At 69.0% G+C, this 22,425-nt stretch carries 19 protein-coding genes and 1 pseudogene; 13 read left to right on the top strand and 7 right to left on the bottom strand.

Annotated elements, in window-relative coordinates; all coding sequences use genetic code 11:
- Window positions 1–36 precede the first annotated feature (36 nt).
- Window positions 37–297 carry a DUF3892 domain-containing protein gene (locus ASF58_RS06840; RefSeq protein WP_055949448.1) on the top strand — a complete coding sequence of 87 codons (261 nt, stop codon included), beginning with the start codon at window positions 37–39 and terminating at the stop codon, window positions 295–297.
- A gap of 80 nt (window positions 298–377) precedes the next feature.
- Here ASF58_RS06840 and ASF58_RS06835 read toward each other — a convergent pair.
- Window positions 378–2,045: pseudogene (locus ASF58_RS06835) on the bottom strand (alpha-amylase family protein).
- Between the two features lie 244 nt (window positions 2,046–2,289).
- On the opposite strand from ASF58_RS06835, the gene ASF58_RS06830 reads away from it, so the two are divergent.
- From ASF58_RS06830 to ASF58_RS06820, 3 genes are all read left to right on the top strand, one after another.
- Entirely contained in the window at window positions 2,290–5,421 is a 3,132-nt protein-coding gene (locus ASF58_RS06830; protein ID WP_055949444.1) for a transglycosylase domain-containing protein, read from the top strand.
- A gap of 84 nt (window positions 5,422–5,505) precedes the next feature.
- A complete protein-coding gene (locus tag ASF58_RS06825) occupies window positions 5,506–6,033 on the top strand; it encodes an RES family NAD+ phosphorylase (RefSeq protein ID WP_200930183.1) in 528 nt (175 codons plus the stop codon).
- A 154-nt stretch (window positions 6,034–6,187) separates the two neighbouring features.
- Window positions 6,188–7,306, top strand: a complete 1,119-nt coding sequence (locus ASF58_RS06820; RefSeq protein WP_244477210.1) for a hypothetical protein — start codon at window positions 6,188–6,190, stop codon at window positions 7,304–7,306.
- 528 nt (window positions 7,307–7,834) lie between these two features.
- On the opposite strand, the gene ASF58_RS06815 is transcribed toward ASF58_RS06820, so the two are convergent.
- Window positions 7,835–8,050, bottom strand: a complete 216-nt coding sequence (locus tag ASF58_RS06815; protein WP_055949441.1) for a hypothetical protein — start codon at window positions 8,048–8,050, stop codon at window positions 7,835–7,837.
- Between the two features lie 226 nt (window positions 8,051–8,276).
- Here ASF58_RS06815 and ASF58_RS06810 point away from each other — a divergent pair, with 226 nt between their 5' ends.
- The 6 genes from ASF58_RS06810 to ASF58_RS06790 all read left to right on the top strand — a co-directional run bounded on the left by ASF58_RS06810 (window position 8,277) and on the right by ASF58_RS06790 (window position 13,674).
- Window positions 8,277–8,528 (top strand): hypothetical protein, encoded by a 252-nt coding sequence (locus ASF58_RS06810; protein ID WP_055949438.1) that lies wholly within the window; start codon window positions 8,277–8,279, stop codon window positions 8,526–8,528.
- A 193-nt stretch (window positions 8,529–8,721) separates the two neighbouring features.
- On the top strand, window positions 8,722–9,531 hold the full coding sequence (locus ASF58_RS06805; protein WP_055949434.1) for a Crp/Fnr family transcriptional regulator: 810 nt from the start codon (window positions 8,722–8,724) through the stop codon (window positions 9,529–9,531).
- A gap of 40 nt (window positions 9,532–9,571) precedes the next feature.
- Entirely contained in the window at window positions 9,572–11,938 is a 2,367-nt protein-coding gene (locus tag ASF58_RS06800; protein WP_082512877.1) for a PAS domain-containing protein, read from the top strand.
- Between the two features lie 86 nt (window positions 11,939–12,024).
- Complete coding sequence (locus tag ASF58_RS06795; RefSeq protein ID WP_055949431.1) at window positions 12,025–12,837, top strand: heme ABC transporter permease; 813 nt, start codon at window positions 12,025–12,027, stop codon at window positions 12,835–12,837.
- 64 nt (window positions 12,838–12,901) lie between these two features.
- Entirely contained in the window at window positions 12,902–13,066 is a 165-nt protein-coding gene (gene ccmD / locus ASF58_RS24785; RefSeq protein WP_082512876.1) for a heme exporter protein CcmD, read from the top strand.
- A 17-nt stretch (window positions 13,067–13,083) separates the two neighbouring features.
- A complete protein-coding gene (locus ASF58_RS06790) occupies window positions 13,084–13,674 on the top strand; it encodes a DsbE family thiol:disulfide interchange protein (protein WP_055949428.1) in 591 nt (196 codons plus the stop codon).
- A gap of 17 nt (window positions 13,675–13,691) precedes the next feature.
- On the opposite strand, the gene ASF58_RS06785 is transcribed toward ASF58_RS06790, so the two are convergent.
- The gene (locus tag ASF58_RS06785) at window positions 13,692–14,408 is read right to left on the bottom strand and encodes a Crp/Fnr family transcriptional regulator (RefSeq protein WP_055949425.1); all 717 of its coding nucleotides are present in this window, start codon (window positions 14,406–14,408) and stop codon (window positions 13,692–13,694) included.
- A gap of 849 nt (window positions 14,409–15,257) precedes the next feature.
- Here ASF58_RS06785 and ASF58_RS06780 point away from each other — a divergent pair.
- Entirely contained in the window at window positions 15,258–16,016 is a 759-nt protein-coding gene (locus tag ASF58_RS06780) for a Crp/Fnr family transcriptional regulator (RefSeq protein WP_348271570.1), read from the top strand.
- 25 nt (window positions 16,017–16,041) lie between these two features.
- On the opposite strand, the gene ASF58_RS06775 is transcribed toward ASF58_RS06780, so the two are convergent.
- Window positions 16,042–16,659 (bottom strand): septation protein A, encoded by a 618-nt coding sequence (locus tag ASF58_RS06775; protein WP_055949422.1) that lies wholly within the window; start codon window positions 16,657–16,659, stop codon window positions 16,042–16,044.
- Window positions 16,660–16,726: 67 nt separating this feature from the next.
- Window positions 16,727–18,160 (bottom strand): signal recognition particle-docking protein FtsY, encoded by a 1,434-nt coding sequence (ftsY, locus tag ASF58_RS06770; protein WP_055949418.1) that lies wholly within the window; start codon window positions 18,158–18,160, stop codon window positions 16,727–16,729.
- 41 nt (window positions 18,161–18,201) lie between these two features.
- On the opposite strand from ftsY, the gene ASF58_RS06765 reads away from it, so the two are divergent.
- Window positions 18,202–18,915 (top strand): RluA family pseudouridine synthase, encoded by a 714-nt coding sequence (locus ASF58_RS06765; protein WP_055949415.1) that lies wholly within the window; start codon window positions 18,202–18,204, stop codon window positions 18,913–18,915.
- 23 nt (window positions 18,916–18,938) lie between these two features.
- Here ASF58_RS06765 and mtaB read toward each other — a convergent pair whose 3' ends face one another.
- Both mtaB and dapF read right to left on the bottom strand, forming a co-directional pair.
- Window positions 18,939–20,183: a tRNA (N(6)-L-threonylcarbamoyladenosine(37)-C(2))-methylthiotransferase MtaB gene (mtaB, locus tag ASF58_RS06760; protein WP_055949412.1), complete on the bottom strand. Its 1,245-nt coding sequence runs from the start codon at window positions 20,181–20,183 to the stop codon at window positions 18,939–18,941.
- A 1-nt stretch (window position 20,184) separates the two neighbouring features.
- Complete coding sequence (gene dapF / locus ASF58_RS06755; RefSeq protein WP_055949409.1) at window positions 20,185–21,078, bottom strand: diaminopimelate epimerase; 894 nt, start codon at window positions 21,076–21,078, stop codon at window positions 20,185–20,187.
- Between the two features lie 353 nt (window positions 21,079–21,431).
- Here dapF and ASF58_RS06750 point away from each other — a divergent pair, with 353 nt between their 5' ends.
- Complete coding sequence (locus ASF58_RS06750; protein ID WP_244477211.1) at window positions 21,432–22,103, top strand: GyrI-like domain-containing protein; 672 nt, start codon at window positions 21,432–21,434, stop codon at window positions 22,101–22,103.
- The last annotated feature ends 322 nt before the right edge of the window (window positions 22,104–22,425 follow it).

Raw genomic sequence — 22,425 nt, 5'->3', positions numbered from 1 at the left:
GCCCGCGTGGGCTGCGAACGGAAGGAAGCGTGCACCATGGCTGATCGCGCGGTCAGGAAGATCGGAAAGAACGCTCAGGGCGACATCACGACGTTGTGTAACGACGGCGACGCGTGGTCGCCGCGTCGGAAGCCCGATGCCATCAACGACATCGAGTCCGGGCTTCATACCTATCATGTGCCCTGGATCAACGGACGGACCGAGATCCGCGTCGTCCAGGGGCCGAACGGCAAGTACCTGCGGACGGACCGCGATACGACGACCCGAAACAACCTGGACGATCTTCCGGATTGCTGATCCGGTTCAGGGTCCAGGCGCGACCCCCGTTGCGGCCCGGCTCCCGGCGGGGCCGCCGTCCCGGTGCCTTCGCAGCCGGCTCACCCCACCCGCCGCTTCAGCGGGGCGTCGAGGCCGCCGACGCGGAACCAGTGGTAGCCGTAGCGCTCCATCATCAGGCAGTGGCGGCCCTCCGCGTCCGCCTCGCAGCGGCGGCCGGTGAGGAGGTCGACGAGGATCCGGCCCTCCGGCCCCTCGACGCCGGCCGAGAGTTCGATCTCCATCGGCGTGCCCGCGAGGTTGTGCACGCAGAGCACGGAATTTCCCTCCCAGTCGTAGCGGATCGCCAGGATCGCCGGCGAGGCGGTCTCGATCACCGCGAAGTCGCCTCAGCCGATCTCCGGCACCTCCTTGCGGGTGCGGATCACGCTCTCCATCCAGTTCAGGAGCGAGCCGCGGTCGTGGCGCTGGCTGGCCACGTTGACGTGGTCGAAGCCGTAGGCGCCGTGGTCGATCACCGGCAGGGTCGGGGTCTCGCTCTTGGTGAAGCCGCCCTGGGCCTCGCCGCTCCACTGCATCGGCGTGCGGGCGCAGTCCCGCTCCTTGAGCGTGAGGTCGTCGCCCATGCCGATCTCGTCGCCGTAGCGCAGGACCGGCGTGCCCGGGAGGGTGAACATCAGGGAATAGGCGAGCTCGATGCGCTGCTGGTCGCCCCCGAGCATCGGGGCGAGGCGGCGCCGGATGCCGCGGTCGTAGAGCTGCATCCCCTTCTCGGGCCCGAAGGCGGAGAACACCGCCTGGCGCTGCGCCTCGGTGAGGCGGCCGAGGTCGAGCTCGTCGTGGTTGCGCAGGAACACCGCCCACTGGGCCGAATCCGGCCGGTTCCAGGTCTTGCGCATGGCCTTGGCCAGGGGGCGCCCGTCGCCGGCGGCGAGGCCGTAGAACAGGGCCTGGTTGACCTGGAAGTTGAACAGCATGTGCAGCCGGTCGGCGTCGTCGCCGAAATATTCGAGATCCTTCTTGGGCAGGATGTTGGCCTCGCCCAGGATGATGGCGTCGCCCTGGCGCCATTGCAGGAACTCGCGGAAGTCGCGGAGCATGTCGAACTGCTCGTCGGGCTCGCCGGTGACCTCCGGCCCCTTCTTGGCGATGACGAACGGCACCGCGTCCATGCGGAAGCCCGAGACGCCGAGCTGGATCCAGAAGCCCATGATCTTCTGGATCTCGGCCTGCACCGCCGGATGGGCGGTGTTGAGGTCCGGCTGGAACGGCATGAAGCGGTGGAAGTAGTAGGCCCCCGCCTTGGCGTCGCGGGTCCAGGTCGTGGTCTGGACGCCGGGAAACACCATGCCCTCGTCGGCGTGGGGCGGCCGGGTCTTCGACCAGACGTACCAGTCCCGGTAGGGCGAATCCGGGTCCGCGCGGGCGGACTGGAACCAGGGATGCTGGTCCGAGGTGTGGTTGACCACGAGGTCGATCAGGACGCGCAGGCCCCGCTGCTTGGCCGCGTGGGTGAAGGCGACGAAGTCGCCGAGCGAGCCGTAATCCGGGTCGACGCCATAATAGTCAGAGATGTCGTAGCCGCCGTCGCGCTTCGGCGAGGGCTGGAACGGCATCAGCCAGATCGCCGTGATGCCCATGCCCTGCAGGTAGTCGAGCCGGCGCTCCAGCCCGGCGAAGTCGCCGATGCCGTCGCCGTTGCCGTCGAGGAAGGTCCGGACCGAAAGGCAGTAGACGACGGCGTTCTTGTACCAGAGGTCCTTGATCATGCCGGCATCCCCGGGGGCGGGCGCCCCGGGCCACAACGCGGCCCCGCGGGAAAGCGTTGCCGTGAGCGTGACCGTTCGCATGACCGGGCGCATCGCCAGCGGGCGCGACGCCCCAAGCGTGGCCGCGTCGTCCTTAAATCAGCCGCCTTGTGCAGCGCATCTGCCACGCTCCGGCGCGCGGCCTCGGCTATGACCCGTGCGGACCCAGTCCCGTGACGACCCAACCTCCGGTATCCCGGCCCGCATGAACATCATCCTGATCAAGCTGTTCGCCACGGCGCTGACGCTCAGTCAGGTCACGACGCGGCCGGATGCGGTGAAGACGCAGTTCGATCCCGTGACCGACAAGGCCCAGGTGGTGCAGATCCTGCGGGACGGCTGCGCCCACATGCGCAAGGCCTTCGACATCGAGGACATCAACCTCGACGAGCTGATCTCCACGGCCATGGAGGACCCGAGCGCGGTGGCGGGCGCCAGCGCCCCCAAGATCCTGCACGGCCTCGACATCGGCGAGCTCAACGTCAGCTACCGCCAGTTCTGCAAGGGCGAGACGCCCAAGGACTCGCCCTTCGACGCGGCCGAGGTCATCGCCTTCTACAACAAGGCGGTGGCCGACCTGCCCTCGGCCGAGGCCCTGAAGGAGCGCAAGCTCCCCGGCGCCAGCCTCATCCTCGACGGCGCGGGCAAGCGCTACGCCGAGGCCTTCGAGGCCAATGGCCGGCGCCTGAGCGTGCCCATCGCCGAGGTGCCGGCGATGGTGCAGAAGGCCTTCGTGGCGGCCGAGGACAAGCGTTTCGAGACCCACCGGGGCATCGACGAGCGCGGGGTGATCCGCGCCTTCATCGGCAACCTCGCCTCCCCGGGCCGCCCGGCCGGCGGCTCCACCATCACCCAGCAGGTGGTCAAGAACCTCTCGGTCGGCGACGACGTCACCTACGAGCGCAAGATCCGCGAGATGATCGTGGCCTCCCGCCTGGAGCACATCCTGGGCAAGCCGCAGATCCTGGAGCTCTATCTCAACGGCATCTATCTCGGCCGGGGCGCCTACGGCATCGAGATGGCGGCGCGCAGCTACTTCGGCAAATCGGTGGGCCAGCTCACCGTGCCGGAGGCCGCGCTGCTGGCCGGCATGCCCAAGGGCCCGAACTTCTACAATCCCGACAAGTACCCCGACCGGGCCCGCGAGCGCCGGGCCTACGTGCTGGCGCGCATGAAGGAAGAGGGCGTCATCACCGAGGCGCAGCTCGGCGAGGCCGCCAACGCGCCCCTCGGCCTGAAGCCGATCGACGCGGTCCGGCGCGATTCCGGCTTCTACTTCGTCGACCACCTGGCCCGGGAGGTGCGCACCTTCGCGGGCGTCGACTCCCTCACCGCCGCCAGCCACGTGGTGCGCTCCACCCTCAATGCGGGCCTGCAAACCGCCACGGAGGCCGCCCTGCAGGAGGGCCTCTCCACCTACGAGCGCGCCACCGGGCGCGCCCGCTACGAGGGGCCGGAGCTCAACCTCGCCGACGCCGTGCGCAAGCTCGAGGCGGCGGTGCCCGCCGCCGAGGCCTCGCCCCTCGGCGTGCCCCTCCTCACGGGCGATTCGGTCAAGCCGGCTCCCGGTCCGAAGCCGGATTCTTCCCCGAAGCCGGATTCTTCCCCGAAATCCGATTCGGCCGCGAAGCCGGCCCCGAAGACGAAGGCCGAGCGCAGGGCCGCGGCCGCCGCCGACAAGGCGGCGGAGCAGGCCGCCCCCAAGGTCGAGCGCCCGAAGCCGGCCTGGCAGCGGGCGCTGGAGACCGCCCGCCCGGTCCTCTACGACGTGCACTGGCCGCTGGCCGTGGTCCTCGACACCGGACGCGGCGGCACCGCGAAGGTCGGCCTCGCCGACGGCCGCACCGCCAGCCTCGAGCCGGGCCCGGCCCGCGGGAAGCTCCAGCCCTACGACGTGGTCCGGGTGAAGCTGCGCGATCCCGGCGCGAAGGTGCCGCGCGCCGACCTGCGGGTGCGCCCCGGCGTCCAGGGCGCCGCCCTGGTGCTGGAGAACCGGACCGGGCGCATCCTCGCCATGGCGGGCGGCTTCTCCTATCCGGTGAGCCAGCTCAACCGCGTCACCCAGACCGTGCGCCAGCCGGGCTCGACCCTGAAGCCCCTCACCTACCTCGCCGCGCTCAATGCCGGCCTGCAGCCCAACACCCTGGTGATGGATTCCGCCATCACCCTGCCGCCCATCGGCGGCGTCGGCGATTCCTGGTCGCCGAAGAACTACGAGGGCTCGGGGGCCGGGGCCACGACCCTGCGCCGGGGGCTGGAATTCTCCAAGAACCTCGTCACCGCCCGCCTGCTCCAGGGCGGCATCGCCGACAAGGCGCCGGCCAGCCTGCAGAAGGTCTGCGACCTCGCCCTGGAGGCGCAGATCTACGCCGCGTGCGAGCGCTACTATCCCTTCGTGCTCGGCGCCCAGCCGGTGCGGATGGTGGACCTGGCGGCGTTCTACGCCGCGGTGGCCAACGAGGGCGCCCGCCCGGCGCCCTACGCGCTGGAAGCCGTCGAGCGCGACGGCAAGACCCTCTATACCCGCGAGGCCCGGGCCCCGACCCGGATCGGCTCGGCCGACCGGGTGGCGTTCTACCAGCTCAAGACCATGCTGCAGGGGGTGACGAACCACGGCACGGCGGCGGCGCTGAGCCGGTTCTCGTCCTCCATCGCGGGCAAGACCGGAACCTCCGAGAACGAGAACGACGCCTGGTTCGCCGGCTTCACCAACGAGATCACCATCGTGGTCTGGGTCGGCTACGACAATGCCGACGGCACCCGCCGGACCCTCGGACACGGACAGACCGGAGGCCACCTCGCGGTGCCCATCGCCGGCACCATCCTCCAGGCGGCCTGGGCCAACGGCGTGCCGCGCACGTCCCTGGCCCCGCCCTCCCCGGAGGCGCGCCAGGACCTGCTCGAGGCCAGCATCGATCCGCGCAGCGGCCAGCGCGTCGACGGCGGCGGGTTCCAGGAGCATTTCCGGATCAAGGACGGCCGGATGGCCGACACCCAGTACAAGCTGCTGCCGCGCGAGACCCGGACCGCCATGCGGCCCGATCCCGAGGATGGCGACCTCGGCGCCGAGGACGAGGCCCCCGACGTGGCGGGCGGCCTGTTCGGCGGCCTCGACGGCAGCAGACGGGCGCAGCCCGATTACGATTCGCACCGGGGGCAGCCCGAGGCCGATCTGCTCGATCCCTACGGCGCGCGCCGCAACCGCCGGGCCCAGTCCGAGACCTACCAGCCCTGGCCGGGCACGCAGCGCTCGCCCTTCGGCGACGACGAGGAGGTCCGGCCGCGCCAGCGCCGCCGCGATCCCGACTACCTGTTCGGCGACGAGCCGCGCTTCTAGGGCATGCGGCGCCGTGAGACGCCCGCGGGCGACATCCGAGGTGCGTGGCACGGCGCCGGGGCCGATGCGGAGGAGGCCGGCGCCATGCTGACGCCCATGTCCCAGGGCCGGTTTGCCGATCCGCCCCCGCCCGAACTCCGCCCGGGCCGCGACGGCCATTGCGCGGTGGCGGGCACCTTCTACCGGGCCGTGGCCCCGGCCCATGCGGCGGCGCTGTCCGGGTCGCACCGGGCCGGGCGCTATTCGCGGCCGGGCCAGCCCACGCTGTATCTCAGCGCCTCGCGGGCCGGGGTCGACGCGGCGATGCGCGCCCACACCACCGCGACCGATCCGGCGAAGGTGGTTCTCACCCTCCGGGTCGAGGCCGACGCCCTGTTCGACCTGCGCGCCGCCGAGGCCGTTGAACGCGTGCGGCGGGCCGCCGGCGCGCCGTTCGGCGACTGGCAGCAGGATCTCGCCGACGGGCGCGAGCCCTCGTCCTGGCGCGCCCGCGACTGGATCGCCGCCCAGGGCGCGCAGGGCCTGATCGATCCATCCCGCCGGGCGCCGGGCCTGTGGCACCTCGTGCTGTTTCACTGGAACGTCACAGGTGCGCCGCAGGTGTGCCGGTGACGGCCCGGCCGGGCGCGCCGGCCGCCTGCCCCTGATTCGACGGATCGCCGGCCGAGACCGGGGCGCGCGCCCACATCCTTCCCCGACTCCCGTCCTTCCCCGACTCCCATTCTTCCCCCGACCCAGATCCCTCCCCGACTTTCGAGGCCCCGACGTGACCAGGCAGATTTCGCAAGCGCCGCTCTCCCGCAGCCGCAGGCCCACGACCCTTCTCGCCGCCCCCGTCCTGACCCTGGCCCTGGCCCTCGCGGGCGGCACCCTCCCGCCGGCCCGTGCCCAGGAGGGCATCAAGCTGCAGCCGCCCGCGAGCCCGGCGGTGTCGGAGCGGATCAAGGACGTGCCGGCCATCGAGGCGGCCGGCGTCACCGGCCTGAAGCCCGGCACCATCCTGTTCACCGACCATCGCGACGATCCGACCAAGCCGGAGAGCGGCCTCGTGCCCTATCTCGACTGGGGCAAGCTGCGCCCCGGCGAGCGCGCGGCTCTGGCCCCGCACCCGACCTATGCCGAGCCCGACTACGTGCAGACCCTGAACGGGGTGGCCAAGCGCCGGCACGAGACCCTGAAGGTCTACGTGGCGCAGGGGCGCTTCGTGGTGGCGAAGGCCCCGGAGAGCATCGACCTCTCCGCCTACGCCACCCTCGGCTTCGTCGCGAAGATGGACCCGGTGATCAAGCACAAGGCCCTGAACGCGGCCGACGCCACGCCGAACAAGGACCCGGCGGCGGCCTTCGCCAAGCGGCCGGACCGGCCCTGGTGCGAGGTCGGCACGACCTGCATCGAGTCGCGCTACGACCTGGAGGGCAAGCTGCCGCTCGGCGTGAAGCTCGCCAACCGGCTGGAGGACGGGGCCTCGAAGAAGATCGCCGAGTTCGTCTCGTTCCAGAGCGAACTGCGCACCCTGCCCCCGGCGGAGATCGCGGCCCTGGGCAACCTCACCAAGCTCGACACGCCGGTGACCGGCGGGCTGGAGCAGACGATCTTCTGGGTCAACCAGATCCTGCGCTTCGGCAAGTTCCTGGCGGTGTTCCAGCCGATGCCGGGCGATCCCGGCAAGACCGTGGTGACCACCTACATGGCCCTGGCGATCAAGGGCGACGTCCTCGACCGCAAGCAGGAATACGCCCGCGTGCCGGTGCTCAAGAACCTGCTGCCGGCCCAGGTGCTGATGGGCAACTCGTCCTTCAACACCGGCACCTCGATCAGCGCCGGCCTGCCGACCTACGCCCGCAACCGCATGATCGCCTTCGCGGACGCGCTGGCGAAGAACTGAGGGCGGGGCCTGGGGCACGCGCCCCCCGGCGGATCCCGGGCCGGCCCGAGATCCGTTGCGCTCGTGGGACGGCGTTGAAGGCGGAGAGGCTTGGGCGCCCCCGACCGTCGGAGGCCAGCGGAGCCACCGGAAGCCCGCGGAGCCACCCCCCGCGCCGAGCCTCGTCCCCCGACGGGGAGAGGGACACGCCCTCCGTCCAAGCCGGGCGACGCTGATCCGCTCCGGCTTCCCGGGGGGGGGATGGCAAGCGACAGCGCATCGTCGTTCCGAGGCGCCGTCGGCGCGCCCGGACTCCAGAGCCGCCAACGCTGTCACATCTTGCGCCACCTGCGCGCCTGGATCCCGGGCGCCGCTGCGCGGCCCCGGGATGGCGGGGTGGGACGGATACCGTTTCGCCGCGCGAAGCGGTCTCCGCGTGTCAACCCGGGTGGACGCCGTCGCGTCGCTCAGGTCCTCGCGTGGAGGACGGCGTCACGCCCACGCCCCTCCCCCATCCGGGGAAGGGACGCACCGGGGGACGCTGCCGGCTCAGTTGCCGCGGAAGGCGATCGAAGGCATCGACGGCTGGGTGTACTGGCGGTTGACGTCGCGGCGGGTCTGGGTGCCGTTGGTGTTGCTGGACTGGCGATAGTTGCTGGTGTCGAAGGCGTCCGAGAGACCGCTGCGGCCGCTCGGGCTGTCGCTGTTGCAGGCGCAGAGGCCGCCCAGGAGGGTGGCGGCGAGGGCGAGGGAAGCGAGGCGCATCGGGGCGGATCCTGTGGCGAAAGCAGCGCCTGTGGTGCTGCCCCGGCCCCGCGCCCGTCAAGCGCAAGGCTAACGAATCGTCGCCGGTTCCTGCCGTACTGATGTTGCCGTGCCACGAAAATGCTCACCACCTCGGCAAGGAAGCGGCGGTTCGGGGGGTGAAGATGGGGAATCGCGGCGCGGGCAGGCTGGCGCTTTGCCCGCGAACACGCGAGACATGGTGTCAATGAGCAACGTCGTTCCCTTCCTCCGCCGCCCCGCCGCTCCGCCGGTCGTCATCAGCGACGTGGTGGCGGTCGCCGACGATCTCTTCGCGCTCCTGGAGCAGCTGGAGCTCGTGAGCGCCCGGGCCGCCGCCATGGGACGCCCGGCCCGCGAGGTCGAGCGCACGGTCCAGAACCTCCTCGACGCCGTGACGGCCGTGGAGCGGGCCCTCGACTGTATCGGCGAGGGCGACGAGGCCGGCCAGGCGCGCTGAAAGCCGGTCCGCAGCGGCTTTCCCGTCCGGGTCTCTAGCGCGAATGCACGAATCGCCCCGTTGACGGCACGCGTCCACTGGAGTTCCCATCAAAACGACAAATTTGTCTCAGCAAATGTCTACTTGTAGACAGACGGATGCGACGGCTCTGCGCTAGAGGCCTGAGAGACAGACGGTGAACACAGCGCACGGCATGGGCCCGGCCTCCGATCGACCTACGGGCAACCTTCTCCTCGACGGCCTCCGGCCCGAGGATCGCGCGCTGCTCGAGCCCTTCCTCGACCCCCTGCCGCGGGAGCGCGGCGAGTCCCTGTTCGAGGCCGGCAGCGACGTCACCTCCATCGCCTTTCCGTGCCGGCAGGCGGTGGTCACCCTCATCGTCGCCATGCGCGACGGCCGCAGCGCCGAGGTCGCCACGGTGGGTCGCGAGGGCGCGGTGGGCGGCGTCGTCAGCAGCGGCTTCCTGCCCGCCTCCACCAACGCCGTCGTCCAGATCGGCGGACCGATCCTGCGCATGGACGCCCTGCGCCTCCAGGAGGCCAAGCGGGTCTCCCCGGCCCTGCGCAACCTGTTCACCCGCTACGCCGACTGCCTGCTCGCCCAGGTCCTGCAATCGGTGGCGTGCAACGCCCTGCACCCGATCGAATCGCGCTGCCTGCGCTGGCTCCTGACCCTGCAGGACCGCATCGGCACCGACGTCCTGCCGGTGACCCACGAGCTGCTCGCCACCATGCTGGGCGTGCAGCGGACCTACCTCACCCGGATCCTGCGGGCGCTGCAGCAGCAGGGCCTGATCGAGGTCGGGCGCGGCCGCATCACCGTCCGCAACCGCGTGCTGGCGGAGACCGCCGCCTGCGAGTGCCACGGCGTCGTGCGGAGGCACTACGAGACGGTGCTCGGCGCGGTCTACGATCCCGGCGGCGGCCTCGTGGCGGTGGAGCCGCCCCCCGACCGGCGGGAGACGGACGCGCCGCGCGAACTCGCGACGTCCGAACCGGCCTGACCCTCCCCTCCGCAGAGCTCCGCTTCCCCGCCTGCCCCCGATGACGCAGCCCGCCGCAAACCAGCAGCCTGGCCAGGCCCCGGACGAGCCGCCCCCGGCCGCCGGGGACCGGACGGCTGCGGGCGCGCCGGGCTTCGACGCGGCAAGTGGTCCCCCGAGTGATTCCGCAAGCGATACCGCAAGCGATCCCACAGGTGATCCCGCGGATGCGGCGCTGCTCCTGCGTCTCGCCGCGGAGTCGGCCGGCCTCGGCCTGTTCACCTACGACCCCGCCACCCGGACCCTCCGGTGCGACGCCGGATTCCGGAGCCTGCTCGGCCTCGCCGCGCCGGGGCCGGTCGCCGACGCGGACACCGTCCTCGCGGCCCTCGACCCCGAGGATCGCGCCGCGCTGGACGCGGCGTTCTGCGCCGCCCTCGCTCCGGCAGGGTCCGGGACGCTGGACTGCACGGTCCGGCGCGTGACCTCGACACGACCGCGTTGGATACGGGCGCGGGCGCGACGCGTGGTCGACCAGGGCCGCGCGGCCCGCCTGGTCGGCACGATGCAGGACGTCACCGAGGCGCGGGCGGCCGACATCGCCGCACGCGCCACCAACGACGCCATCCGCGACTGGGACCTCGCCACCGGCGTCGTGCTGTGGAATCCCGCCCTGACCACCGCCTACGGCTGGGCGCCGTCGGAGGTGGGACCGACCAGCGCCTGGTGGCTCGCCCGGATCCACCCGGACGATCGCCCCGGCGTCGAGGCCGCTCTGGGCGCCGCCCTCGCGGGCGGCGTCGAGGCCTGGAGCCAGGAGTACCGCTTCCGGCGCGCCGACGGCACCTACGCGGAGGTCCTCGACCGCGGCGCCCTGGTCCGCGACGCGGACGGAATCCCCCTGCGCATGAGCGCCGCGCTGCTCGACCTGACAGAGCGCAACCGCGTCGGCGCGCAGTTCCGGGCGGTGTTCCAGGGCGCCAATATCGGCATCGTCCAGTTCGATCCGCGGACCGTGCGCGCCTTCGCGGTGAACGCCAAGCTGTGCGAGATCTGGGGGGCGCCGGAATCCGAGATCCTCGGCCATTCCCTCGCCCGCTGGACACCGCCCGAGGACGACGACGACCGGGCGGGGCTGCACGAGCGCCTCGCGACTGGGGAGACCCTGCAGCTCCGCCTGGAGAAGCGCTACCGCCGCATGGACGGGCGCATCATCTGGGCGCGGGTCAACCTGGTCTCACAGCGCCTGGGCGGCGACGTCCACGCCACGGCGATGATCGAGGACATCACCGAGGAGAAGCGCGCCGATGCCCGCCGCGAGGCGCTGATCGCCCTCGGCGACCGCCTGCGCGACCTGCACACGCACGCCGACGTGGTCGCCGCTACGGCCGAGAGCCTGGGGCGGACCCTCCTGGTCGCCCGGGCGGGCTATGCCCAGGTCGACCCCGGCGGTCAGATCGCATCGCTGAATCCCGACTGGACCGCCGAGGGGGACGCGGATGCGACCCACGCCGTCGGCCTGCCGACCGCGTCCCGGTCGACCCTGGCGGCGAGCGTCGGCCGTCTGGGCCGCGGCGACGTCATCAGCGTGGCCGATATCGCCGCAACGCCCGAGCGCGTCGACGACCCGGAGGGCTATGCCCGGCTCGGGATGCGCGCCGTGATCAAGGTGCCGGTTCTCCGCCGGGGCCGCCTCGTGGGCATTCTCTACGTCCTCGATCGCCATCCCCGCGATTGGAGTGCCGGCGAGATCACGTTCGCACGCGAAGTGGCGGAGCGCGCCTGGGGCGGTCTCACCCGCGTCGAAGCCGACGAACAGCAGCGTACGTTGAACCGGGAACTGAGCCACCGCCTCAAGAACACCCTCGCGATGGTCCAGGCCATCGCCTCGCAGACCCTGCGCAACGTCACCGATATCGAGGCCGCCAAGGAAGCCCTGGCGGCCCGTCTCATCGCCCTCGGCAAGGCACACGACATCCTGCTCGCCGGGGTGCACGAGAGCGCCGAGATGGAGGCGGTGATGCGCGGCGCCCTCTCGATTCACGACGATCGGCAGCCCGGGCGCTTTGCATTCGCGGGCCCTGCGGTCCTTCTCGGCTCGAAGGCGGCCCTGGCCCTCGCGCTGATGCTGCACGAGTTGGCGACCAACGCCGCCAAGTACGGTGCGCTCTCGGTTCCCGATGGACGGGTCAACCTTCACTGGAGCCTCGACCAGGATCGAACCACGGGTGGGACGATGGTCCGTCTGATCTGGTCCGAAGCGGATGGGCCGATGGTCACACCGCCCACGCACAAGGGGTTCGGGTCGCGACTGATCGAGCGCGGCCTCGTCGGTGCCGTCGGCGGCACGATCGCGCTGGACTACCATCCCACCGGTCTCGTCTGCAGCGTGGCAGCACCCCTGGAAGGCTTCCAGTCCAGTGGCTGATCGCCCGAGGACGTGACCGGGTCTCGCCTCCTGCGCGTAACCCACGCATTGCCGCTGCACCGCACCCTGGGCTAGAGGGCGAGACCATGTGGACACGCCTCGCCCATCCCGGTCACTTCCTGCGCTGGACCCAGCCCGTGATGCCCTGGCTTGCCGGGCTGTCGGGTCTGCTCCTCGTGGTCGGTCTGTATCTCACCTGGTTCGTCGTGCCGCCCGATTACCAGCAGGGCGAGACCGTACGGATCATGTACATCCATGTGCCGGCGGCCTGGCTCGGCGTCTTCTTCTACGGCGCCATGGCGATCTCGGCCATCGGAACCCTCGTCTGGCGTCACCCCCTGGCCGATGTCGCCCAGCGCGCCGCCGCGCCGATCGGGGCGGCCTTCACGCTCATCTGCCTCGTGACCGGATCTCTGTGGGGCAAGCCCATGTGGGGCACCTACTGGGTCTGGGATGCGCGCCTGACCTCGATGCTCGTGCTGTTCCTGATCTATTGCGGGATCATCGCCCTGTGGCGGACGATCGAGGATCCGAGCCGGGCCGCGCGTGCCATCGCCATCCTGACCCTGGTTGGCGCGGTGAATCTGCCGATCATCAAGTTCTCGGTGAACTGGTGGTCGACCTTGCACCAGCCGGCGTCGATCATGCGCATGGGCGGATCGTCCATCGACCCCAGCATGCTCTACCCGCTGCTCGAGATGATCCTCGCTTTCACGATCCTCGGCGTCACGCTGCACCTCCAGGCTATGCGCACCGAGATCTTGCGGCGCCGAATTCGGGCCTTGACCCTGCGGGAAGCCGAACGCCTCGATGCCGGCCCGTCGTCCGCACGTGGGGTGTCGATGAGCCAGGGGGCGATGGGGCAAGCGCCGATCGGTCGGGCGGTTCAGAGCCTGTGAGCGCCGCATCGATGTGGGCAGCAGGGACAGGCACCCCGGAAATCTCACTCGTGAAGTTTTGTCCATGACCCTTGGCCAGCACGCCGGCTACATCCTGGGGGCCTATGCCTTCACCGCGCTGGTGGTTGGTGGGCTGACTCTTCATGCGGTGCGCGATCAACGCTCTCGGAAGCGAGAACTGGATCGCCTGCAGGGTGAGGTGAAAGACGGTCGGGGAGGCCGCGCGTGAGCACGCCCGAATCCTCGATGCAAAGTCCGGAACCAGTCCGGCGTTCGCTGTTGGTCATCCTGCCGCTCGTCACGTTCGCAGTCCTTGCTGGGATCTTCTTTCTTCGCCTGCGCTCGGGTGCCGATCCCGCGGCCATCCCCTCGGCGCTGATCGGCAAGCCGGCGCCGACCTTCGCCCTGCCGGCGATGCCGGGCTTGGTTGCACAGGGCGCGCTCGTTCCCGGCCTCTCTCATGCCAATCTTCTGGGCAAGGTCACGGTGGTCAATTTCTGGGCTTCATGGTGCGCTCCCTGCCAGATCGAGCACCCCCAGCTCATGCGACTGGCGCGGGAGCCTGGCGTCCACTTGGTCGGCATCGACTACAAGGACACGCCGGAGAATGGGCGCCGTTTCCTGACCCGGAACGGTGTTCCCTTCCAGGCCGTGGGGCTCGATACGGAGGGACGCACCGGCATCGATTTCGGTGTCTACGGAGTTCCCGAGACCTTCATCATCGGACCGGATGGCACCATTCGGGACAAGCTGGTGGGAATCCTGACCCCGGAGAGCTATCCCGGTGTGCTCGACAAGATTCGATCCATCGGATCGGCGGCCTCCGCCCCGCGATGACCTGACCCGACGGACGCTCAGCGCCTGGCCCAGAGGAGGCGGCGATATTCCGTCTCAGGCACGCCGTAGCTGTCCCCCGCCGCGGCCTTGAGCTTGTCCCGGTCCAACACCTGAACGTGCGAGCGCCGAGCCTTGATCATCCCGGCGCCCTCCAGGCTGTGGATCGCCGTCGTCACGCCGGGGCGGCGCACGCCGAGCATCGTCGAGAGGAACTCGTGTGTGACGGGGAACTCGTCTCCGTCCACCCGATCGTGGCACATTAGAAGCCAGCGGGCGAGGCGCTCCTCCAAGGTATGACTGCCGTTGGACAGCGCGGTCCCAGCGGTCTGCAAATGGGCCACATAGGCGTAATGCGCGAAGATCCCCCTCAGGAGTCGCCGCTCCTCGATGAGGCGCCGGAATGCCGTGGCTTCGACCCGGACGGCATCCCCCTCGATTTGCACGAAGGTCTCATGGGGCGTCCGGTCGACATCAAGCAGTAGCGGGACCCCGACAATTCCTTCAGGACCGGTGATGCACACCTCGATCCGCCGGCCCTCGGGCGTAGCGGCAACCTCCGAGCCGATACCCGATTCTAAGAAATAGACGTGCGTGATCGATTTGTTGGCGGCGATCAGGATGTCTCGGCGCCCCAGCGCCACGCCCTCCGCAACGGATTGGATCGCCTCATAATCATCAGGGCTGAGGATGCTGAGGAGGTGATTTCGAACGTATCGCTGTGACGGCACCGGCATGAAACGTAGCGGCTCGATAGAGCAGCTATCGAACGTCTTGCTGCTCGGACAGGGGGACAGACGTCTCTCATAGCCGGATCTAGGTCTTAAGGAACTGCATCAGAGGGTGTCTGTACTATGTCGTACAATTTGCTGGCTAGGCTATGTCTGCCCCTGCTCCGAAATGTACGCTATCGTACGGTTGAAAATGCGATCTCGAGTAAGACTCGACCGGATGGATCCGTAACTTCGAAGCTGCGGCACTCCCAGATTTTGGGATCACCATAGGTCTCTGGGCGCCTGCGAATGTCGTGAACGGTGCGCTCGACGAGATCGCGTACCTCAGGCAAGCCCGGTAAGACATCGCCTTCGGGATCAAAGATCAATGTATCTCGGTCCCGGATATTTAGGAAGTACTGGGGCATGGCGGATTCATCCGGTGATTACCTGAGGGAACCGCACCATGCGAAGCTTGAACGGCGCCGCAAGGTGCTTGTTCTTGTAAGGGGGGTTCCCCCCTCTTAGGCGATCGTCTCCAGGCCTCTTCGTACGTGTGGCTACAGCGAAGGGTAGCTGGACAACAGATCTTTATTCTTGTTCGTCACTGCTGGATTGGCTCTCCATAATCTCACCTACCAGAACGGCAATCAAGGATAGAACACTATTTCAATCGGTTGTGATTATATATTTCTAACAAAATTTATATTAAAAAAGATATAGATCGCTATCTCATATCACAAGGGGAGTTTGTGTCTTTCTAGATAAGTTCTTGGTCTGATAACGGACCGAAATACAACTCGTTGTTATCTTCACAATGCAGCATCGATATGGCATGTCCACTTTGTCGCCCAAGTTAAGTACGGGCTGCGGGTGACCTTGCGTTCGCACTCCCGCTTTTTGATTGCCGGGGTTGTGACGTCTATCATTGTTCAATCAGAGGTTCGTAACCGCCTCCTTCGCGCGTTGCCGCCATCCGAGTTCGAGCGACTTCGATCATCGCTGGTTCGTTGCTCATTCGAGCAGGGAGCCTTGCTCGAAGTCCCTGGCGAGCCGATTGCGGCCGTACATTTCCCGGAGCCGGGCATGATCTCCGTGATCGCTCACGCGTCCGACGGCGTACAATCAGAGGCTGGGATCGTCGGGCCAGAGGGTATGATCGGCATCGCCTTGCTCAACGGGGTCGATAGCGCGCCGCACAGCGCTCTCGTTCAGGTGCCGTGCCGGACCCTGCGCATCGACGCGGATGCATTCCGGACGGCACTGTCCGAGAGCCGGGCTCTGCACGCCTACTTCCTGCGCTACGCTCAGTTCTACGCCGTGCAACTGGCTCAAGCCGGTCTCTGCAATGCGCATTTCACTATCGAGCAACGCCTCGCCCGCTGGCTGCTGATGTGTCACGACCGGGCCGACCGGGAGGATTTGCCGCTGACCCATGAGACGCTCTCACTGATGCTCGGCGTCCGGCGTGTAGGCGTGACGACCGGGCTGCGCGTGCTCGAACTCGCCGGCGCCCTGAAGATGCGCAGGGGCGGCATCGGAATCCGTGATCGTGTTGCACTTCTCGCTGTCGCCGGGGCATCCTACGGCGTTCCTGAGGCCGAGTATGCCCGCATCATCGGCGCAGCTTGAGGAACGCCGTCAGCTTCGCGCGATATCAAGAGGAACTGCTATCAGGCTCTTTGCGCTCATGGCGCAGAAGAAGCGGTGTCTGGGCCAACGCGAAGGCGATAGTCAGCGGCATGATGCCGAAAACCTTGAAGCTGACCCAGAAATCTTCCGTCTGAGTCCGCCAGACGACCTCGTTGATCACTGCCAGGAAAAGGAAGAACACCCCCCAGCGGAAGGTCAGCTTGCGCCATCCATCCTCCGTAAGGGCGAACATCGAATCCAGTACGACCGAGAGCAGGGACTTGCCGAAGGCGAGGCCGCCCAGCAGCACGACGCCGAACAGCGTGTTCACGATAGTCGGCTTCATCATGATGAAGGTCTTGTCCTGTAGCGCCAGGGTCAATCCTCCGAACACGATCACCACCACACCCGAAACCAGGGGCATGATCGGCAGGCGCCGCATCAGCGCATAATGGACCGCGAGAGCCGCCACGGTTGCGGCGATGAAGATGCCAGTCGCCACAAACAGCTTCTGATCCGGATGGACGCCCAGGCGTTCAGCGTAGGCGTTGCCGAAGAAGAAGACCATCAGCGGCCCGAGCTCGAGGGCGAGCTTCAGGAACGGGGGGAGATGTCGGTGCGGGGGAATGGCTTCAATCTGCATGGTGTCCGTCATATAGGGTTGCGGGTGACGGCCTGCCGCGACACGGCGCTTCAGGGTGCGTGCCGTCTCACCCGGCGTCCAGTCCTGCGATGGCCCGGGCGAAGTCTCGGGCAGCGAAGGGCTCCAGGTCCTCCACGCCCTCACCGACGCCGATGAAGTGCACCGGCAGGCCAAACTTGGCGGCGAGTGCCACCAGGATGCCGCCGCGAGCCGTGCCGTCGAGCTTGGTCATGACGAGGCCGGTCACGTTCGCTGCCTTCGAGAACAGCTCGACTTGGCTCAGTGCGTTTTGACCCACGGTGGCGTCGAGCACGAGGAGCACTGCGTGGGGTGCTTGCGGGTCGATCTTGCGGATCACCCGAAGAATCTTTTCCAGCTCCGCCATCAAGCCCGCCTTGTTCTGCAGCCGGCCCGCCGTGTCGATGAGGAGCACGTCGCTCCCTTGCGCCTTGGCGGCTTCGTAAGCGTCAAAGGCGAGGCCCGCGGCGTCCGCGCCCTGCGCTCGGGCGATGACGGGCGTCTGCGTGCGCTGGCCCCAGACCTTGAGCTGCTCGATCGCCGCAGCGCGGAAGGTATCGCCCGCGGCCAGCATCAGGGAGTGCCCTTCTGCCTTGAGCTTCAGTGCGAGCTTGCCGATGGTGGTGGTCTTGCCCGCGCCGTTGACCCCGATCATCAGGATCACGAAAGGCTTCTTCGAGGTATCAATGCGAAAGGGAATCGCCACGGGAGCGAGCGCGCGCTCCACCTCCGCCGCCAAGATCTCGCGGACCGCATCCGGAGAAATACCCTTCTCGTAGCGGCCCTTGCCTACGGCCTCCGAGATCCGGGTTGCCGTCTCGATGCCGAAATCTGCCTGGATCAGGGCGTCCTCGAGCTCCTCCAGAGTGTCGGCGTCGAGCTTGCGCTTGGTGAACAGGCCGGTGACGCGCTCGGTCAGGGCCGAGGAGGTCCGCTTCATGCCTCCCGTCAGGCGGCTCCACCAGCCGCGGGTCGGTTCTTCCGAAGCCGCGTCGGGCTCTGGCATGAAAATCTGAGTCGAGACTTCCGGCTCGAGCTCGGGACGTGGTGCGAGTGGGACTGCCTGTGCCGGCTCGGGTGCGAAGGCTTGGCTCGTTGTGTCGGCGGCCTCGGCTCCCCGTGCGGGATCGTCGCCGGCCGTGCCGGCGGGCGGACGCTCCTCCGCGCCCTCCACGGGCTGGAGGTCTGCGCCCTCGAGTTCGTCCGGGATCGCATTCTTGTCCGGTGTCCCTTCGCCCGGCTCACTGGGCGGTGGCGGTACGTGGGAGATGTCCGTCGCGGCCGTGGCGAAATCGGGTTGACCCTCGGACAGCGATGCGGGGGAGTCCACGGGCAGCGCGGCCGGTTCGACCACCGGCTCGACGATGGTCTTTGCGACCGGTTTGGGATCCGGCGGTTGAACCGGCACCGGGGCGGGCCGCTCCTCCTCCTTGGTGCCGAACATCTTGCGCAGCAGCCAGCCCGGCCTCTTGTCTTCGCTCATTCCCGCTTGCTCCCCGGACCCGGCATGGTTAGCGCAGGGCCATGCCCCCAGCCGATGCCCTCGTAACAGACATAGGCGCGCGCCTCCTCTACCGCGATGCCCTTATGCTCGTCATCGACAAGCCGGCGGGTTTGCCGGTCCATCCTGGCCCCAAAGGCGGCGAGACTCTCACCGATCATCTCGACGCTCTGCGCTTCGGTCTGCCTCGCCGGCCTGAGGCAGCCCATCGCCTCGATCGCGATACCTCGGGCTGCCTCGTCCTCGGACGCCACGCCAAGGCCCTTGCGCGCTTGAACAAGCTCTTTGCCGCGAGCGGCACGGTCGAGAAAACCTACTGGGCCCTGGTCGAGGGCGAGCCAGAGGTGGAGGCCGGCGAGATCGCCCTGCCCCTGGCGCGTCGCTCCGACGATCCCCGCTCCTGGTGGATGAAGGTCGACCCGGCGGGCGATAACGCCCTCACCCGCTTCGCGGTCCTCGGGCGCGGCGGCGGCCTGACCTGGCTCGCCCTCTCGCCGGTTACCGGGCGGACGCATCAGCTGCGCGTCCACTGCGCCGCGATGGGCTTTCCCATCCTCGGCGACCCGATCTACGGCACCGCCCCCCGCAGCGGCGGCCCGGGCCTCCAGCTGCATGCCCGTGTGCTCACTCTCCCGCTCTATCCAAAGAAGCCCCCGATCCGGATCGAGGCGCCGGCGCCAGGGCATATGCAGGTGGGATTGGCAGGGTGCGGGTATCGGGGAACCGACAGCGCTTAGACGACCGATCGGCCGCGATCCGCTCAGGCGGCGATGAGCGCCCGTCCGTCGTGCCCGACAATCGTCACGTCGGTGAAGAGTCCGGGCGGTGTCTCGGGCGGGAGCCGGACTGGCGTGAAGGCGTCCGTGCGGCCGAGGCCGCCCCGCTCCGTGAGCACCCGGCGGGTCTGGCCCACCTCGCCGGCGAGATGGGCCGCGAGGGCGGCGTCGCCGGCAGCCCGCAGGCGCGCGGCGCGATCACGGATGACGTCGCCGGGTACAGGTGGCATCCGGGCGGCCGGAGTGCCGGGGCGGGCGGAATACGGGAAGACGTGGAGATGCGTCAGGCCGCACTCGGCCACGAGGTCGAGGGAGCGGGCGAACTGCGCGTCGGTCTCGGTGGGGAAGCCCGCGATCAGGTCGGCCCCGAAGACGGCGCCGGGGCGCAAGGCCTTGACCGTGTTGCAGAATCTAATCGCGTCGGCGCGGGCGTGACGCCGCTTCATCCGCTTCAGGATGAGGTCGTCGCCGGCCTGGAGGGAGAGATGGAAATGCGGCATCAGCCGCGCCTCGCCGGCAATGGCCGCCATGAGTGCCGCGTCGGCCTCGATGGAATCGATGGAGGAGAGGCGCAGCCGGGCGAGGCCGGGGACCTGCGCGAGGATAGTCTGTATCAGGTATCCCAGGCTCGGGGTCGCGTCGAGGTCGCGCCCATAGGCGGTCAGGTCGACTCCGGTGAGCACCACCTCGTGTCCGCCGGACTCGACGATGCGCGCGATTTGGTCGACCACGTCCCGCAAGGGCACGGAGCGCGAGTTTCCGCGCCCAAAGGGGATGACGCAGAAGGTGCAGCGATGATCGCAGCCGTTCTGGACGGGGATGAAGGCGCGGGTCTGGCCGGCGATGCCGGTGATCCGGGTCGGCGTGGCGCGGCGTACCGCCATGATGTCGTCGACGGCGGTCCGTGCCTCCGGACAACTGGGAGCGGACCAGGTCTCGGCCCGGCCCTTGGCGTCGTTGCCGACGAGGCGCGCCACCTCCGGCATGGCCGCGTAGGCGTCGGTCTCCACCTGGGCGCCGCAGCCGGTGACCACGATCTCGGCGCCGGGGCGTTCGCGGGCGAGCTTGCGGATCGCCTTGCGGGCCTGGCGACCGGCCTCGGCGGTCACCGCGCAGGTGTTGACGATGACGAGGTCCGCGGACGTCGCCGCCGCAGCCGCGTGCCCGCGCATCACCTCGGATTCGACGGTGTTGAGGCGACAGCCGAAGGTCAGTGTCTCGACCGTCATCTCAGGCGGCGTCTTCGGCCGAGAAGATCTCCGGCGGGAAGCTGCCGTCCCATTCCAGTGCCACCGGGCCGGTCATCAGAACGTGGTCGTCGGCGCGCCATTCGATGACGAGGTCGCCGCCGGGCAGGCTCACGGTGGCGCCGCGACCGATCATTCGCAGGCGCGAGGCGGCTACCACGGTGGCGCAGGCGGCAGTGCCGCAGGCCTGGGTCAAGCCTGCGCCCCGTTCCCAGACCCGCAGCTTGATCCGGTCCGGCCCCAGCACCTGGGCGACCGAGATGTTGGCGCGGTCCGGAAAGATCGGGTGGTTCTCCAGCATCGGGCCCATGCGGGCGAGGTCGTAGGTGTCGGGATCGCGATCCACGAAGAACACTGCGTGCGGGTTGCCCATGTTCACGACGCTCGGCGAGTGCAGCACCGGATCGTCGATCGGACCGATCTGGAGTTCGATCCGGCGGGTGTCCTGGAAAGGCTCGGCCAGGGGAATCTCGGTCCAGGCGAGCTTCGGCCGGCCCATGTCGACAGTGAAGGAGCGCTCGGCGACGCGCTTGACGCCCACGAGCCCGCCGCGGGTCTCGAGGAGGAGCCGGCCGCTCTCGGCCGGCCGGGCCATGGCGGGGTCGTCGAGCATCGCGTAGGCGACGCAGCGGGTGCCATTGCCGCAGGCGCCGGCTTCCGAACCATCGGTGTTGTAGATCCGCAAGGACGCATCGGTGCCCGGCGTACGGGTATCGTGGATCACCATGAGCTGGTCGAACTGCGCCCGGGGATACGCCGCGATGGCACGCGCCTCCCCGGCCGAGACCTGCGTCTGCGTGCCGCGCAGGTCCAGCACCACGATCTGGTTTCCGGCTCCATGCATCTTCAGGAACCGTCGATGGGCAAGCTCGCTCATGCCGCCTTGTCTCTGTGTCGTGCGTCCGGGATGTTCGAGATGGCGCAGGTCGACGGACCCCCGCGAGGGCGACCGGCCCTGGTGGGGCTATAGGCCAAAGCGTCCGCGCACGCACGGGCCTCGAGCGGCGTGGCTGCGTTGCAGAAGCGCCGCGCTTCATCCGCTTCGTGCGGCGCGGCACCCGGGACGTCTCGCCCGAGGCGGGTATCGCGCCTAGGTTCTCCGTACGGGCCCAGGGGTGTGCGATTCGACGTGCCCCGCGCCGATCCGGAGCCACCGCCTTGACCCGCCCCAGCTTCTTGACCCGCCCCAGCTTCAAGTCGCTCGCCACGGTGCTCGCCGGGTGCGTCGCGCTGTCGACGGCCTGCGCCGCGAACCCGGCCCAGGCGCAGGCGGTCACGCCCCCGGCGGCGGCCAACCCGCTGCCGACCACCACCAACCCCGATCCGAAGACGCCGGGCACGGCGGACATCCCGGTGCCGGCCCAGGCCGGGACGGCCCCCTCCGTCACGCCGCCGGCCGGCCCGCGGCAGACCCTGGTGGCGACCCCCGGCGACGCCAACGACGTCGACGAGGTCTCGCTGCCCGCGAAGCCCGCGGCGATCCTCGCCGGGCGGACGAAGTGGGAGGAGGCGGTACCGAGTCTCAAGGCCGCGTTCCAGCGCATCGAGGCCGATCTCGCCAAGGCCGGCATTCAGGCCGTGGGCCGGCCGATCGCGGTCTTTGCCAAGACCGACGACGACGGCTTCCAGTACGATGCGATGATCCCGATCGCTGCGATGCCGGACTCCAAGCCGGCCGAGGCCGACGGCCTGCGCTTCGGCACCACGCCGAGTGGCCGCGCCCTCCGGTTCCCGCACAAGGGTTCCTACGACGAGATCGACGGCACCTACGAGACCCTGACCGCCTACCTGGATGCCAAGGACATCGTCGTGCAGGATAAGTTCATTGAGGAATACGTCACGGACCTGAACGACAAGGCCGACGAGAAGCTCGACGTGAACATCTACGCCCTGCCGAAGTAGCAGGCAGGCGATGATGTCGCCGACCGGCGAGCCCACGTAGCGCACCACGAGGATGAAGCCGGATCGGATGGCGCTGCCGCTGCCGACGAGGGCGATGTCGGTGATGAGTGCCGCGATAGTCCCGAACAGGGCGAGCGTCTTCGCGCGGCGCGAGAGCCCGAAGAGCGTCGGTCTCGACCTCCGTTCTCAGTAGCCAGGATGCGGTGGCGGCCGAGTCGCTCGATCCGTGCGATCGGCGCGGTGAGGAGGATCCCGACGAGGTCCTGGCTCAGGGTGGCGTTGCTGCAGCGGCCGGCCAGGGCGCTGCCAAGGCCGGGAATCA

Origin of the sequence: Methylobacterium sp. Leaf125 (assembly GCF_001423085.1) — a bacterium.
Taxonomy (GTDB): Bacteria; Pseudomonadota; Alphaproteobacteria; order Rhizobiales; family Beijerinckiaceae; genus Methylobacterium.
This window is presented reverse-complemented; position numbering and strand designations above follow the sequence as displayed.

Excerpts from the sequence above, each read along its gene's own strand:
- ASF58_RS06830 (WP_055949444.1), top strand. The coding sequence starts at position 2,290 with ATGAACATCATCCTGATCAAGCTGTTCGCCACGGCGCTGACGCTCAGT.
- ASF58_RS06790 (WP_055949428.1), top strand. The coding sequence starts at position 13,084 with ATGCAAAGTCCGGAACCAGTCCGGCGTTCGCTGTTGGTCATCCTGCCG.
- ASF58_RS06800 (WP_082512877.1), top strand. The coding sequence starts at position 9,572 with ATGACGCAGCCCGCCGCAAACCAGCAGCCTGGCCAGGCCCCGGACGAG.
- ASF58_RS06795 (WP_055949431.1), top strand. The coding sequence starts at position 12,025 with ATGTGGACACGCCTCGCCCATCCCGGTCACTTCCTGCGCTGGACCCAG.
- ASF58_RS06775 (WP_055949422.1), bottom strand. The coding sequence starts at position 16,659 with ATGCAGATTGAAGCCATTCCCCCGCACCGACATCTCCCCCCGTTCCTG.
- ccmD (WP_082512876.1), top strand. The coding sequence starts at position 12,902 with ATGACCCTTGGCCAGCACGCCGGCTACATCCTGGGGGCCTATGCCTTC.
- ASF58_RS06805 (WP_055949434.1), top strand. The coding sequence starts at position 8,722 with ATGGGCCCGGCCTCCGATCGACCTACGGGCAACCTTCTCCTCGACGGC.
- ASF58_RS06765 (WP_055949415.1), top strand. The coding sequence starts at position 18,202 with ATGCCCCCAGCCGATGCCCTCGTAACAGACATAGGCGCGCGCCTCCTC.
- ASF58_RS06840 (WP_055949448.1), top strand. The coding sequence starts at position 37 with ATGGCTGATCGCGCGGTCAGGAAGATCGGAAAGAACGCTCAGGGCGAC.
- mtaB (WP_055949412.1), bottom strand. The coding sequence starts at position 20,183 with ATGACGGTCGAGACACTGACCTTCGGCTGTCGCCTCAACACCGTCGAA.
- ASF58_RS06815 (WP_055949441.1), bottom strand. The coding sequence starts at position 8,050 with ATGCGCCTCGCTTCCCTCGCCCTCGCCGCCACCCTCCTGGGCGGCCTC.
- ASF58_RS06785 (WP_055949425.1), bottom strand. The coding sequence starts at position 14,408 with ATGCCGGTGCCGTCACAGCGATACGTTCGAAATCACCTCCTCAGCATC.
- dapF (WP_055949409.1), bottom strand. The coding sequence starts at position 21,078 with ATGAGCGAGCTTGCCCATCGACGGTTCCTGAAGATGCATGGAGCCGGA.
- ftsY (WP_055949418.1), bottom strand. The coding sequence starts at position 18,160 with ATGAGCGAAGACAAGAGGCCGGGCTGGCTGCTGCGCAAGATGTTCGGC.
- ASF58_RS06810 (WP_055949438.1), top strand. The coding sequence starts at position 8,277 with ATGAGCAACGTCGTTCCCTTCCTCCGCCGCCCCGCCGCTCCGCCGGTC.
- ASF58_RS06825 (WP_200930183.1), top strand. The coding sequence starts at position 5,506 with ATGCTGACGCCCATGTCCCAGGGCCGGTTTGCCGATCCGCCCCCGCCC.